The sequence below is a fragment of the Streptomyces sp. ICBB 8177 genome (genome assembly GCF_003144095.1).
In the GTDB taxonomy this organism is placed as follows: Bacteria; Actinomycetota; Actinomycetes; order Streptomycetales; family Streptomycetaceae; genus Streptantibioticus_D.
The window spans coordinates 216659-230835 of record NZ_NSKH01000023.1; the positions used below are offsets into that span (position 1 = coordinate 216659).

At 72.9% G+C, this 14177-nt stretch carries 13 protein-coding genes; 6 read left to right on the top strand and 7 right to left on the bottom strand.

The window, feature by feature from the left end; genetic code table 11:
* Positions 1–182: 182 nt before the first annotated feature.
* From allB to CK485_RS21455, 3 genes are all read left to right on the top strand, one after another.
* Positions 183–1535 (top strand): allantoinase AllB, encoded by a 1353-nt coding sequence (gene allB / locus CK485_RS21445; protein WP_109453505.1) that lies wholly within the window; start codon positions 183–185, stop codon positions 1533–1535.
* A 27-nt stretch (positions 1536–1562) separates the two neighbouring features.
* Entirely contained in the window at positions 1563–2690 is a 1128-nt protein-coding gene (alc, locus tag CK485_RS21450) for an allantoicase (RefSeq protein WP_109453506.1), read from the top strand.
* Positions 2691–2807: 117 nt separating this feature from the next.
* Positions 2808–3281: a cytidine deaminase gene (locus tag CK485_RS21455; RefSeq protein ID WP_109453507.1), complete on the top strand. Its 474-nt coding sequence runs from the start codon at positions 2808–2810 to the stop codon at positions 3279–3281.
* Between the two features lie 122 nt (positions 3282–3403).
* Here the strand turns inward: CK485_RS21455 and CK485_RS21460 are convergent, their stop codons facing one another.
* From CK485_RS21460 to CK485_RS21475, 4 genes are all read right to left on the bottom strand, one after another.
* Positions 3404–4759 (bottom strand): GH1 family beta-glucosidase, encoded by a 1356-nt coding sequence (locus tag CK485_RS21460; protein WP_109453508.1) that lies wholly within the window; start codon positions 4757–4759, stop codon positions 3404–3406.
* A gap of 98 nt (positions 4760–4857) precedes the next feature.
* The gene (locus tag CK485_RS21465) at positions 4858–5745 is read right to left on the bottom strand and encodes a carbohydrate ABC transporter permease (RefSeq protein WP_109453509.1); all 888 of its coding nucleotides are present in this window, start codon (positions 5743–5745) and stop codon (positions 4858–4860) included.
* A gap of 31 nt (positions 5746–5776) precedes the next feature.
* Positions 5777–6757: a sugar ABC transporter permease gene (locus CK485_RS21470; RefSeq protein WP_109453510.1), complete on the bottom strand. Its 981-nt coding sequence runs from the start codon at positions 6755–6757 to the stop codon at positions 5777–5779.
* Positions 6758–6773: 16 nt separating this feature from the next.
* Positions 6774–8099, bottom strand: a complete 1326-nt coding sequence (locus tag CK485_RS21475; RefSeq protein ID WP_241968518.1) for a sugar ABC transporter substrate-binding protein — start codon at positions 8097–8099, stop codon at positions 6774–6776.
* A 198-nt stretch (positions 8100–8297) separates the two neighbouring features.
* On the opposite strand from CK485_RS21475, the gene CK485_RS21480 reads away from it, so the two are divergent.
* The 3 genes from CK485_RS21480 (at position 8298) to CK485_RS21490 (ending at position 11222) form a co-directional block, all read left to right on the top strand.
* Positions 8298–9578: an ROK family transcriptional regulator gene (locus CK485_RS21480; protein ID WP_109453511.1), complete on the top strand. Its 1281-nt coding sequence runs from the start codon at positions 8298–8300 to the stop codon at positions 9576–9578.
* Positions 9579–9640: 62 nt separating this feature from the next.
* The gene (locus tag CK485_RS21485) at positions 9641–10456 is read left to right on the top strand and encodes an AIM24 family protein (protein ID WP_109453512.1); all 816 of its coding nucleotides are present in this window, start codon (positions 9641–9643) and stop codon (positions 10454–10456) included.
* 142 nt (positions 10457–10598) lie between these two features.
* Positions 10599–11222 carry a bifunctional 4-hydroxy-2-oxoglutarate aldolase/2-dehydro-3-deoxy-phosphogluconate aldolase gene (locus tag CK485_RS21490; protein WP_109453513.1) on the top strand — a complete coding sequence of 208 codons (624 nt, stop codon included), beginning with the start codon at positions 10599–10601 and terminating at the stop codon, positions 11220–11222.
* Positions 11223–11243: 21 nt separating this feature from the next.
* Here CK485_RS21490 and CK485_RS21495 read toward each other — a convergent pair whose 3' ends face one another.
* The 3 genes from CK485_RS21495 to CK485_RS21505 all read right to left on the bottom strand — a co-directional run bounded on the left by CK485_RS21495 (position 11244) and on the right by CK485_RS21505 (position 14176).
* Positions 11244–12251, bottom strand: a complete 1008-nt coding sequence (locus tag CK485_RS21495) for a Gfo/Idh/MocA family oxidoreductase (protein ID WP_109453514.1) — start codon at positions 12249–12251, stop codon at positions 11244–11246.
* 69 nt (positions 12252–12320) lie between these two features.
* Positions 12321–13241, bottom strand: coding sequence for a sugar phosphate isomerase/epimerase (locus CK485_RS21500; RefSeq protein WP_109453515.1), 921 nt, complete (start codon positions 13239–13241; stop codon positions 12321–12323).
* Complete coding sequence (locus CK485_RS21505) at positions 13238–14176, bottom strand: ATP-binding cassette domain-containing protein (protein WP_109453516.1); 939 nt, start codon at positions 14174–14176, stop codon at positions 13238–13240. Before CK485_RS21505 ends, CK485_RS21500 begins: the two co-directional genes overlap by 4 nt.
* Between the last annotated feature and the right edge of the window lies 1 nt (position 14177).

A 14177-nucleotide genomic window follows, 5' to 3' on the forward strand; every position in this document is an offset into this window, starting at 1 on the left:
TTCCATTTTGTGGAATCATCCAAACGTCGTTCCGTGTCGCGCGGTCGCTCCGGGTGGGTCTTGACTGCCCGTGAGGGCCGGGCCGAAGATTCGTTCAACAGAACGTTGAATTTTCTTCGGAGTGCCGCCCCGGGAACGTCGCGGGGTCCTCCGGAACCGGAAAGTCGTCGGAAGGGGTGCGTGTGCCCGGCACTGAACGCGTCGACCTGGTCCTGCGGTCCACGAGGGTCGTCACACCCGAGGGCGAGCGTCCCGCGGCCGTCACCGTGAGCGGTGAGCGCATCGCCGCCGTCCTGCCCCACGACGCGCGGCCGCCGCGCGACGCCCGGGTGGTGGACCTCGGCGACGACGCCCTGCTGCCCGGCCTCGTCGACACCCACGTCCACGTCAACGACCCCGGCCGCACCGAGTGGGAGGGGTTCGACACCGCCACCCGGGCGGCCGCGGCGGGCGGCGTGACCACGATCATCGACATGCCGCTCAACAGCATCCCGCCCACCACCACCGTCGACGCGCTCCAGGTCAAACGGCGCACCGCCCAGGCCAAGGCACACGTCGACGTCGGCTTCTGGGGCGGCGCGGTCCCCGGCAACGTCAAGGACCTGCGCCCGCTGCACGACGCGGGCGTCTTCGGCTTCAAGTGCTTCCTGCTGCACTCCGGCGTGGACGAGTTCCCCCAGCTCGACCCGGCCCAACTGGCCGACGCGCTGGGCGAGATCGCGGGCTTCGGCGGCCTGCTCATCGTGCACGCCGAGGACCCCCACCTCATCGACGACGCGCCGCCCGCGTCAGGCCGCCGCTACGCCGACTTCCTCGCCTCGCGGCCGCGCGCCGCGGAGAACACCGCCATCGAGGGGCTGATCGCGCTCGCCCGGCGGCTCGACGCCCGGGTGCACATCCTGCACCTGTCGTCGTCCGACGCGCTGCCGCTGATCGCCGCCGCCCGCCGCGAGGGCGTACGGATCACGGTGGAGTCCTGCCCGCACTACCTCACGCTGAAGGCGGAGGAGATACCCGAGGGCGCCACCGAGTTCAAGTGCTGCCCGCCGATCCGCGAGGGCGGCAACCAGGACGCCCTGTGGCGCGGGCTCGCCGACGGCACGATCGACTGCGTCGTCTCCGACCACTCGCCCTCGACGCCCGACCTGAAGAACTTCGACACCGGGGACTTCGGCACCGCGTGGGGCGGGATCTCCTCGCTCCAGCTCGGCCTGCCCGCGATGTGGACCGAGGCCCGCCGCCGCGGCCACACCCTCGCCGACGTCGTCCGCTGGATGTCCACCGCGCCCGCCGCGCTCGCCGGACTGCCCGCCAAGGGCGCCATCGAGCCCGGCCGCGACGCCGACTTCGCCGTCCTCGCGCCGGACGAGACCTTCACCGTGGACCCGGCCGCGCTGCACCACCGCAACCGCGTCACCGCCTACGCGGGCCGCACCCTCACCGGCGTGGTCCGCGCCACCTGGCTGCGCGGACGGCTCATCGCCGACCACGGGGTCACCACCAGCCCGGCCGGCCGCCTCCTGCAACGCCCCTGAACCCGCCTCGCACGCAAAGGAGATCGCATGCCGCAGGTCACTCGCTTCACCGGTGACGCCCAGCCGTACCAGGAGGGCAGCGAACCGTACGCGGACTACCGCCGTGCCGACGCCCTGCCCTTCGACGGCCTCGTCGACCTCGCCGACCGCCGCCTGGGCGCGGGCGTCATCGCGGCCAACGACGAGTTCTTCGCCGAGCGCGAGAACCTGCTGATCCCCGAGCCCGCCGTCTTCGACCCCGAGCGCTTCGGCCACAAGGGCAAGATCATGGACGGCTGGGAGACCCGGCGCCGCCGCGGCACCGGCGCCGGCACCCCGCACCCCACCGCCGGCGACCACGACTGGGCGCTCGTGCGGCTCGGCGCGCCCGGCGTCATACGCGGCCTGGTCGTGGACACCGCGCACTTCCGCGGCAACTACCCGCGCGCCGTCAGCGTCGAGGCCACCACCGCCCCGCTGTCCGCGTCCCCCGCCGACCTGCTCGGCGACGACGTGGAGTGGACCGAGATCGTCCCGCGCACCGAGATCGGCGGCCACGCGGCCAACGCCTTCACCGTCGAGGCCGAGCGCCGCTTCACCCACCTGCGCCTCAACCAGCACCCCGACGGCGGCATCGCGCGACTGCGGGTGTTCGGCGAGGTCGCCCCGGACCCGGAGTGGCTGGCGACACTTGGCACGTTCGACCTCGTCGCGCTGGAGAACGGCGGTGTGGTCGAGGACGCCTCCGACCGCTTCTACTCGCCGCCCACCAACACCATCCTGCCCGGCCGCTCCCGCAAGATGGACGACGGCTGGGAGACCCGGCGCCGCCGCGACGACGGCAACGACTGGGTGCGCTACCGGCTCACCCAGCAGTCGGTGATCCGCGCGGTGGAGATCGACACGGCCTACCTGAAGGGCAACTCGGCCGGATGGGCCGCGCTCTACGCCCAGGACCAGGCCGCCGGCGCGGACGCGCAGTGGGTGGAGGTCCTGCCCCGCACCCGGCTCCAGCCCGACACCGTGCACCGCTTCCTGGTGGACGCCCCGCCCGCCACCCACGTACGCATCGACATCTTCCCGGACGGCGGGATCTCCCGGTTGCGGCTGTACGGCTCGCTGACCGACACCGGCGCCAAGACGCTGGCCGAGCGCACGGCCGAACTGTCGGGCTGAGGCACTCGTCGACTCCGCGGGCGGCCGGGGCAATCCTCTCGCCCCGCCCGCCCGCGGTCCCATACCCTTCACCTCCCCGTCACTGCCGTGCGCGGGGAGTCCGAGGAGGGACCGCGCATGCCCGAGCCCGAAGCAGGCCGCCTCGACGTGGTCGACCGCCAACTGGTCGACGCGGCCGTCGAGTTGGCCCGCTCCCGTTTCCCCGGCGCCGAGCCGTGGTCGGGCGGCGCCGCGGCGCTGCGGCTGGACGACGGGACGGTGCTGACCAGCACCGCGCCGCAGCCACCGAACGCCGCGGTGAGCCTGTGCCACGAGACCGGCGCCCTCTGCGAGGCGTTCAAGCGCGACCGCCGGGTCGTGGCATCGGTGTGCGTCGTCGACGCCGGCCCCGGCCGCGGCCACTGGGTGCTGGCCCCCTGCGGCGTGTGCCAGGAGCGGCTGTTCGCGTACGGCCCGGACGTGGCAGTCGGCGTCCCCGACCCCCACGACCCGCGCCGCTGGCGCTCGTTGAGACTGCGGCACGTGCAACCGCACTGGTTCGCCCGGGTGTTCCCCGACGACCCGTGGCCGTACGAAGGCGCGGGGCAGTAGCGGCGGGTCGGCCCGGGTCCGCGGGGACGGGACCGTTCACCCCCTGGGCGCCCTGCGCGCACCAGTGCGGTCCGTCGGCCGGTCCGGCTCACCTCCGGAACCGGTGCGGGCCCGGGCCCGTCTCAGGCCGCCCGCCGCACGCGCCTGCGGTGGGCGGCGATGATCTCCGCGTAGCGCCGGCCGCTGCCCTTGACCGTGCGCGCCTGCGTCGCGTAGTCCACGTGCACCAGGCCGAAGCGCTTGTCGTAGCCGTACGCCCACTCGAAGTTGTCCAGCAGCGACCAGGCGAAGTAGCCGTCCAGCGGCACGCCCTTGCGCACCGCCCGCGCGCACGCCGCCACATGGGCGTCGAGGTACGCCGCGCGTTCGGGGTCGGCGACCTGGCCCTCGGGCCCCACGGTGTCCGGGTACGCCGAGCCGTTCTCGGTGACCAGGATGCGCCGGGCGCCGTACTCCCGGGTCATCCGCAGCAGCATCCGCTCCAGGCCGTCCGGCCTGACCTCCCAGTCCATCCCGGTGCGCGGCACACCGGGCAGGTAGACCTGGCGGGCGCGCGGCGGCGGGCCGGTGGGGTCGTCCGCGACGACATGGCGGAAGTAGTAGTTGAGGCCCAGCCAGTCCAGCGGCGCCGCGATCGCCTCCAAGTCGCCGGGACGGGTCGGGAGTTCGACGCCGTAGAGGTCGACCATGTCCTGCGGGTAGCCCCTGCCGTGCAGCGGGTCCAGCCACCAGCGGTTGGTGTGGCCGTCCGCGCGCACCGCCGCGGCGCGGTCCGCCTCGCGGTCGGTCGCCGGTTCGCACGGGCTGAGGTTGTTGACGATGCCGATGCGCGCGCCCGGCACCTCGGCGCGCAGCGCGGCGACTGCCCTGGCGTGCCCGAGGTGCAGGTGGTACGAGGCGCGCACGGCCGCGGTGACGTCGCGCAGGCCCGGCGCCATCCGCCCCTCCAGGTGGCCGATCCACGCCGAGCACAGCGGCTCGTTGAGCGTCGCCCACTCCCGCACCCGGTCGCCCAGCGCCCGCCCGACCACGCGCGCGTACTCACCGAGGTGCTCGGCGGTCTCCCGGTGCGGCCAGCCGCCGCGGTCCTGGAGCGCCTGCGGCAGGTCCCAGTGGTAGAGCGTGGCGTACGGCGTGATGCCCGCGTCCAGCAGGGCGTCCACCAGGCGGTCGTAGAAGTCCAGCCCGGGCCGGTTGACGGCGCCGCTGCCCTGGGGCAGGACACGCGGCCAGGCGATGGAGAAGCGGTAGGCGGTGACGCCGAGTTCCTTGAGCAGCGCGACGTCCTGCGGCCAGCGGTGGTAGTGGTCGCAGGCGACGTCACCGGTGTCGCCGCGGTCGACCGCTCCCGGCACCCGGCAGAAGGTGTCCCAGATCGACGGCGCCCGGCCGTCCTCGTCGTGCGCGCCCTCGATCTGGTACGCGGAGGTGGCGGCGCCCCACTGGAACCCGGCGGGGAAGGCGGTCAGGTCGTCCAAGCCGTACTCGTCTGTCGCAACTGCCTTTGTCACAACGGCCTTTCCATGAGGGGTTGTCGGGTGGCGTACGCCGTCGGTGGCGCGGGCTCGCGGGGCGGTCACTTCACCGCCCCGGCCGTCAGCCCCGCCACGAGGTAGCGCTGGAGCAGCAGGAACCCGGCGACCACGGGGACGCTCACCACGAGGGAGGCGGCCATCACCTGGTTCCAGTAGACGTCGTTCTGCGTGGCATAGCCCTCCAGACCCACCGCGAGGGTGCGGGTGGTGTCGTTGGTCATCACGGAGGCGAACAGCACCTCGCCCCACGCGGTCATGAACGCGTACACGCCGACCGCCACGATCCCCGGGACCGCCGCCGGGATCACCACGCGGAACAGGGCGCCCAGCGGCCCGCACCCGTCGGTGAGCGCGGCCTCGTCGAGATCGCGGGGGATGGAGTCGAAGTACCCGGCGAGCATCCAGATGGAGAACGGCAGCGAGAACGTGAGGTAGGTGAGGATCAGCCCGCCTCTGCTCCCGTACAGGGCGATGCCTGTGGCATTGCCGATGTTGACGTAGAGCAGGAAGAGCGGCAGCAGGAAGAGGATGCCGGGGAACATCTGCGTGGACAGCACCGTGACGGTGAACAGACGCCGGCCACGGAACCGGTAGCGGCTGACCGCGTACGCGGCGAAGATCGCCACCGCCACCGAGGCCAGCATCGAACTTCCGCTGACGATGAGCGAGTTGACGAAGTAGCGGGCGAGCGGAACGGTGTGCCAGATGTCCACGTAGGGGCGCAGGGTGAGCGCGTGCGGTATCCAGTCGAACCGGCCCTGCACCTCACCCAGCGACTTCAGCGAGGAGCTGAGCATCACGTACACCGGCACCAGCGCGAACGCGGTGAGCCCGGTGAGCACCACCCGGCGCGTCCAGACGAAGGCGCGCGGCGCCGCCATCGGCGACCTCGGCCGCCCGGCCCGCGCCGCGCCGGACCTCGGCGACATCGCCCGCCCGGGCCGCGGGGACCTGGAGACCTCAGCCATCGGTGTCCCTCCCGCGCGTCGCGACCAGGTAGCCCGCCGTCACCAGCAGCAGGAAGAGCAGCAGCAGAACGGACATCGCCGAGCCCGAGCCGAAGTTCCAGTTGACGAACGACGACTGGTAGATGTGGATGGAGACCAGGTCGGCGGCGGGCGGCGCCGAGCCGCCGAACAGCACGTAGGGCGTGTTGAAGTCGTTGAACGTCCACAGGAACAGCACGAGCACCAGTACCTGGTTGACCGGGCGCAGCGACGGCAGGGTGATGCGGCGGATCCGCTGCCAGGTCCCGGCGCCGTCCATCGCCGCCGCCTCGTACAGCTCACGCGGGATGTTCTGGAGCCCGGCGGTCAGGCACAGGAACGCGAACGGCCAGTTGCGCCACACCGACACCGTCAGCAGCGCGACGAAGCTGTGCGGGCCGATCAGCCAGAACGGCCGGCCGGATGTCAGGTGCAACTGGTCGTGGAGCACGTGGTTCACCAGCCCGTTGTCCTGCTGGAACATGAACGCCCAGGTGATCACGGCCGCGTACACCGGCAGCGCGTACGGCACCAGGAACAGCCCGCGCAGCAGCCCGCGCCCGCGGAACGGATCCTGGGTCAAGATCGCCGCCGCCGAGCCCAGCAGCCACGACAGTCCCACCGACAGCACCGTGAACGCGCACGTCACCCAGAACGAGTGCAGCAGCGCCGTGCCGACCGCGGCGTGGAAGTCCACCGCCACGCGGTAGTTGCCCAGCCCCGTCCAGGGCGCGGAACCCCAGTCGCGGATGAAGAACTGGGTGAGCTGCTTGAAGCTCATCACCACCCCGACCACCATCGGGATCAGGTGCACCAGCACTTCCAGCACGAGCGCGGGCACCAGCAGCAGGTACGGCAGCGCACCGCGCCGCGGACGCAGCCGGGAGCGCAGGGTGCCGCTCGGGCGCCGGTCCGCCGCCCGTCCGGGCGGACGCCTCTCCAGGATCGTCGTCATCTTCGCCGACGCCCGGTCAGCTCTGCGGCATCTGCTGCTGGGCCTTGGCCAGTTCGGCCCTCACCGTGGCGTCGGTGACCGGCTTGCCCGCCGCGGCGTCCGCGAACAGGTCCTTCATCGCGGTGCCCACCAGCGTCTCGAACTGGCTCTCGTCCGGTACCTGCGGCATCGGGGCCGCGGAGTCCGCCAGGACCTGGCGCAGCGTGCGCTGCTCGGGCGCGGAGAACGCCGCGTCGCTCTGCGCCGCGGTCACCGGCGGCACCGAGCCGTAGGCGGAGTTGAGGATCTGCTGCTCGGGGACGCTCGTCATGAACTTTACGAACTTCAGCGCGCCGGAGCGGTTGTGGGTGTTGGCGAAGACGGCCATGTTGATGCCGGCCACCATCGAGTCGGTCTTCGCCGAGCCCGTGGGGTTCGCGGTCTGGAACGGCACCGGGGCCACCCCGTAGGCGGAGGCGTCCATGCCGTGCGCCTTCAGCGAGCTTCCGGCCGCCTGCCACAGCAGCATGGCCGCCTTGCCGGTGGCGAAGTCGGTCACCGACTGGTTGGCGGAGTACTCGGCGTCGCCGGGGGCCACGATGTGGTCGGCGGCCATGAAGTCGATGTACTGCTTGACCGCGGCGACCGCCTGCGGCGTGGTGAACTGCGGCTTGCCGGAGCTGTCGAAGAAGTCGGCGCCGTGCTGCTCGCCGAGGACGAAGGCGTGGTGGGCGTTCTCCGCGAGGCTGGAGCCCTCCTCGGCCAGCCCGTAGTGGCCGTTGCCGGTGAGTTTCCTGCCGTCGGCGACCAGCTGGTCCCAGGTGGCCGGCGGCGTGGGGATGCCCGCCTGCTGGAAGAGCTTCTTGTTGTAGTAGAGCGCGTACGACAGGGAGTAGAGCGGGACCGCCGCGGGGTCCTTGCCCGCCGCACCGGTCGCGGCCAGCGCGGACGCGGTGAACTTGTCCTTGCCGCCGATCGCCGCGAAGTTGCTCGCGTTGAACGGCAGCAGCGCGCCGGTGGCCTGGAGCGAGGCCGACCAGGTGTTGCCGATGTTGAGCACGTCGGGGCCCTGGCCGGAGGAGGTGGCCGCGAGGATCCGGTTGAGCAGGTCGTTCCAGGGAATGACCTCAAGCTTGACCTTGATGCCGGTCTGCTTGGTGAACTTGGCCAGTTCCGGGCCGAGCACCTTCTGGTCGACGCCGATGTTGGCGCCCTGGTTGCTCGCCCAGTACGTGAGCGTCCTGGGACTGGAGTCGTCACCGCCGCCCGTGGTGCTGCCGCCTCCGCAGGCGGTGGCGGTCGCGGCGAGGGCGAGGACGGCTGCGGTGGCGCTGAGCGTGCGGGAGACCTTGAGGATCGGCACGGCGGACCCCTCTCTGGGGGGCGGACACGGCGGGTTCGGAAGGCGCGTGGGCGGAGCGGCCGCGTTCGGGAAGTGAACGCCTTCACGCCTTAATTCAAGTCGTGATTTAAACTGCGTGAAAACCCGGCGTCAAGACTTCGCGCACCGGTAGGTTTTCCGGCCAGGAACGGCCCGTCACGGGGCGCGGAGGGGAGCGGCATGGCGGACAACCAGCGAACGGTGCGCGACCTGCGCCGCGCCAACCGATCGGCGCTGCTGCGCCATCTGTGGTTCGAAGGGCCCCTCAGCCGCCAGGAGTTGGCCCGCGACACCGGGCTGAGCACCGGGTCCATCAGCAACGTGGTGGGCGAACTCCTCGCCGACGGCGCGGTGGAGGAGGCCGGCGCGGTCGGCTCGGACGGCGGCCGCCCGCGCATCCTGCTGCGGGTCGCCGCCGACCGCGCCCGGGTGATCGGCGTGGACGTCGGCGAGACCCGGGTGCGCGTCGAGCTGTTCGACCTGCTCATGGGCGAACTCGCGGTCACCGCACCCGCGTTGTCCGACAGCGGCCACGACGTGGACCACGTCGTACGGCTCGTGCTCGACGGCATCGGCACGGTGCTGGCCGAGACCGGCACCGACCCCTCCCGGGTGCTCGGGGTCGGCATCGGCGTGCCCGGCGTCGTCGAACAGGGCGCCTCACCCGACGACGCGCTGGTGCACGGCCAGACCATCGGCTGGGACGCCGTGCCCCTCGCTCGCCTGCTGCGCGCCGGGACCGACCTGCCGCTGCACGTCGACAACGGTGCCAAGACGCTGGGCCAGGCGGAGATGTGGTTCGGCGCCGGGCGCGGCGCCCGCAACGCGGTCATCGCGCTGATCGGCTCGGGCGTCGGCGCCTGCGTCGTCACCGACGGGCGGCCGTACCGGGGCGCGACCTCCAGCGCGGGGGAGTGGGGGCACACCACGATGCGGGTCGGCGGGGCGCGCTGCCGGTGCGGTGCGCCGGGGTGCCTGGAGGCGTACGTGGGCGCGGAAGCCGTCGTCAGGCGCTGGGGCGGCGCACCGGCGCACGCCTCGGAGGAGACCGCGCTCGCCGCGCTGCTGGAACGCGCCGACGACGACCCGGCGGCGCGCGCGGTGCTGGACGAGACGGCCGAGTACCTCGGCGCGGGCATCGCCGACCTGGTCAACCTCTTCAACCCCGAACGCATCGTGCTGGGCGGCTGGGCCGGCCTGATGCTCGGTCCGCGCCTGCTGCCCCGGGTGCGCGAGCACGCCGCCGCCTACGCGCTGCGGCAGCCCGGCGAACGGGTGGAGATCACCCTGGGGCGGCTGGGCGCCGAGGCCGTCACCGTGGGCGCGGCGACCTTGCCGCTCGCGCGCTTCCTCGACAACGGGGGACGCGCCGACCGGTCGCCCTCCACGGGAACCGACGCGGCGGTTCCGGGCGTTCAGACGGACAGGGAGGCACGCGCCCTGGCGCGCCGCGCCCGTTGACGCGGCGATCGCCGGATCGCCGCCCGCCCGTTCCGCCACGTCACCGCCGAGGAGCACCGCTCGTGACACTCCAGCAGCAGATCGTGGGCAACGCCATGCAGATGGCGGTCTGTAGTCTGCAACCGGGCCAGACCGTGTACTGCGAGGCGGGGAAGTTCCTGTTCAAGACCTCCAACGTGACGATGGAGACCCGCCTTTCCGGCCCCGGCGCCCAGCGCGACGGCGGCGCCGGAGGTGGCGGCGGGGGCATGGGGGGTCTGCTGCGGCAGGCCATGGGCACCGCGATGCAGGTCGGCCAGCGGGTGCTGGCGGGAGAGTCGCTGGCGTTCCAGTACTTCACCTCGACCGGCGGCGAGGGCACGGTCGGCTTCGCGGGCGTCCTGCCCGGCGAGATGCGCGCGCTGGAACTCGACGGCACGCACGCGTGGTTCGCGGAGAAGGACGCGTTCGTGGCCGCCGAGTCCACGGTCGAGTTCGGCATCGCCTTCGCGGGCGCCCGGCAGGGGATGAGTGGCGGCGAGGGCTTCGTCCTGGAGAAGTTCACCGGCCGCGGCACGGTGATCATCGCGGGCGCGGGCAACTTCATCGACCTCAACCCGGCGGAGTTCGGCGGCCGCATCGAGGTCGACACCGGCTGCATCGTGGCGTTCGAGGAAGGCGTACGGTACGGGGTGCAGCGCATCGGCGGCCTCAACCGCCAGGGCATCATGAACGCGGTCTTCGGCGGCGAGGGCCTGTCGCTGGCCACGCTGGAGGGCGATGGCCAGGTCATCCTGCAGTCGATGACGCTGGAGGGCCTGGCCAACGCGCTGAAGAAGGCGGAGGGCGGCGACAAGCAGGGGCCGACCGGCGGCCTTTTCTCGACGAACGTCGGCTGAACCACCCGTCGTCCGTAGCGCCGGCCGCCCGGCGTCCTGCGCGCCCGCGAACGCTCCCGTACCGCAAGCCGCACCACATCGTTCCCACCGGCCGAAGCGACCAAGCGGGCGGGTCCGCCCGCGAGAGGATGGCGAAAGCACCGTGTACCGCTGGGAGATCACCCGGGCCGCGCTGGCGCAGCGGATCGTGGCCGTGGTCCGCGCGGACAGCTACGACGAGGCCGCGGCCACCGCCGACACCCTGCTGTCGGCGGGCCTGACCACCCTGGAGATATCCCTCACCACGCCCTTCGCCCTGGAGGCCGTCACCACCATGGCCCGTGAGGTGGGCGACGACGCGGTGATCGGCGCGGGCACGGTGCTGGACGCGGCGTCGGCGCGGATGGCGATCGATGCCGGAGCCCGCTACCTCGCCGCACCCCGCCTGGACGCCGATACCGTCGCCACCGCGCACCGCTACGGCGTCCCGGTCTTCCCCGGCGCGTCCACGGCGGGCGAGATCGTGCGCGCGCTGGAACTCGGAGCGGACGCCATCGGCGTCTTCCCCGCCTCCGCCGTCACCCCCGACTGGCTGCGCGACGTCTCGGCCGCCCTGCCGCAGGCGCCGCTGATCCCCACCTGCGGGGTCACCGACCGGACCGCCCCGGAGTGGATCGCGGCCGGCGCGGTCGCCTGCGCCCTGGGCGCCGAACTCACCGACGGCGACCGCGACACCGTACTCAAGCGCGTCACCGACCTGCTGACGCGGCTGTCCGAGACCGTCTGACCCGCGTGTCCGGGCCGTCCGTCAGACGCGTTCGGCGATCTCCGCCACCCGCACCGGGCGGTGCTCGCGGCGGGACACCTCGCACGCCTCCGCCACCAGCAGCGCGTTGAGCGCCTCGCGGCCCTCGCACGGATTGCCGCTCGCCCCCTTCACCACGTCCACGAACGCGCGCAGTTCGGCCCGGTACGCCGGTGCGAAGCGCTCCAGGAAGCCGCCCCACGGATGCGCCGGGGCGGGCGCGCCGTCCGGCTCGGTCGAGGTCAGCGGGGTGCGGGCGTCCACGCCGACCGCCAACTGGTCGTCCTCGCCCGCCAGTTCCATGCGCACGTCGTAGCCCGCGCCGTTGTAGCGCGTCGCCGTGGCGGTGGCGAGGGTGCCGTCGTCCAGCGTCAGAAGCGCCGCCGCGGTGTCCACGTCGCCCGCCGCGGCGAAGAAGTCCGCGCCGCCGTTGGCACCGGTCGCGTAGACCTCCGCCACCTCGCGTCCGGTGACCCAGCGCAGGATGTCGAAGTCGTGGATCAGGCAGTCGCGGTACAGCCCGCCGGACAGCGGCACGTACGCGGCCGGGGGCGGCTCGGGGTCGGAGGTGATCGCGCGTACCGTGTGCAGTCGGCCCAGCTTGCCCGCCCGCACCGCCTCGCGCGCCGCCCGGTAGCCCGCGTCGAAGCGGCGCTGGAAGCCGATCTGCAGCACGCTGCCCGCCGCCTCGACCTCGCGCAGCGCGGCCACCGTGCCGGGCAGGTCGGTGGCGATGGGCTTCTCGCAGAACGCGGGCAGCCCGGCGCGGGCGGCCCGCCCGATCAGCTCCGCGTGCGCGGCCGTGGCCGAGGTGATGACCACCGCGTCCACGCCCGCGCCGAAGACCGCGTCCACGGAGCCCACGTCGACGGCGCCCAGGCCCGCCGCGAGGTCCGCGGCGCGGGCCGGGTCGGCGTCGGCGATCAGCAGTTCCGCGACGTCCTCGTGGTCCCGCAGCGCCCTGGCGTGGAAGGCGCCGATCCGGCCCGCGCCGATGAGTGCGATGCGCATGTGCTCGCTGTCCAATCTCGTGAGGGGTTCTTCGCGACCAGGGTGTACGGCCCCGGGCCGCCGGGAGCGCTAGGCGCCGCAGCCGCGCAGGAAGCGCCGCGTGCGCCGGGCGATGGGCAGCGGCCGGTCGGGAGCGCAGGGGTACATGTCCTGCTCGACGATGGCGAACAGGTCCACGCCGAGCTTCTGCGCCGCGCGCAGCACCGGCGGCAACTGGGGTACGCCGTGCGGCGGTTCGCACATCACGCCGCGCCGCACCGCGGGGCCGAACGGCACCTCGTTCGCCACCACGTCGGCCAGGATCGCGGGGTCCACCTGCTTCAGGTGCAGGTAGCCGAGGCGCTCCCCGTAGGTCTCGATCAGCTTGACGCTGTCGCCGCCGCAGTACGCGTAGTGGCCGGTGTCCAGGCACAGGCTCACCAGGTCCGCGTCGGTGGAGTCCAGGAAGCGGACCACGTGCTCCTCGGTGTCCACGTGGGTGTCGGCGTGCGGATGGACGACCACCCGCAGGCCGTAGCGCTCCCGCACCTCGCGGGCGAGGCGTTCGGTGCCGGTGGCCAGGTCCCGCCACTGGGCGGCGGTCAGCTCCCGGGGCTCCAGCTCCCGCGCGGTCCTGTCGTCGCGCCAGAACGCCGGGATGACCACCAGGTGGCCCGCGCCCATCGCCTGGGCGAGCGCGGCGACCTCGCTGACGTGCTGCCAGGTGGCGTCCCAGACGGCGGGGCCGCGGTGCAGCGCGGTGAAGACCGTGCCCGCCGACACCTGGAGGTGACGCCGCGTCAATTCGTCTCGCAGCCGGTCGGGTTGGGTCGGCAGGTAACCGTAGGGGCCCAGCTCGATCCACTCGTAGCCCGCCTCGCTCACCTCGTCGAGGAAGCGGGCCCAGGGCACCTGAGCCGGGTCGTCGGGGAACCACACGCCCCAGGAGTCGGGCGCGGAGCCGACGCGGATGCGGTCGAGGACCGGTGCGTTGGTGGGGTCGGCGCTCATGCGGTGTGCTCCTCACGGGTCTCGTCCGGATCGGCGGCGCCATCGGCTCCGGCTTCGGTGGCGGGGGCGGCGTCCGGATCCTTCGGCAGCTCGTCGGTGTCCACGCCGCGAACCTGCGCCAACTCGTGCTTGAGCGCCGCCAGTTCCGCGCCGCCCGCCATGTGGTGGGTGAGCTGGTCGAGGGCGATCTCCTCGCGGGCGGCGCTCAGCTCGACGGTGCCGAGCCGCAGCACGGTGAAGTGGTCGCCGACCATGTAGGCGTGGTGCGGGTTGTGGGTGATGAAGATGACGCCGAGCCCGCGCTCGCGCGCCGCCGCGATGTACTTCAGCACGACGCCGGACTGCTTGACGCCGAGCGCGGCGGTCGGCTCGTCCAGGATCAGCACCCGGGCGCCGAAGTGCACCGCGCGGGCGATCGCCACGGACTGCCGCTGGCCGCCGGACAGCGAGCCGATGGGCTGCTCCAGGTCGTCCAGCACGATGCCCATCGCGCGCAGTTCCTCGTCGCACACGCGCTTCATCCGGGCGATGTCGAGCCTGCGCACCGGCCAGGGGCCACGGGTGAGTTCGGACCCCAGGAAGAAGTTGCGCCACACCGGCATCAGCGGCACGGTCGCCAGGTCCTGGTAGACGGTGGCGATGCCGTGGCCGAGCGCCTCGCGCGGATTGTTCAGCCGCACCGGCGCGCCGTCGATCAGGTACTCGCCCTCGGTGTGCTGGTGCAGCCCCGAGACCACCTTGATCAGGGTGGACTTGCCCGCGCCGTTGTCACCGAGGACACAGGTGACGGTGGACGGCCGGACCACCAGGTCCACGCCGTGCAGCGCGCGCACGTTGCCGTACGACTTGCCGACGCCCCTCAGCTCGACGATCGGCGGCGCGGTGGAGGATCCCACGAGTTCGGGTGCGCTGAGGGCGGGGGTGGTGTCGGACATC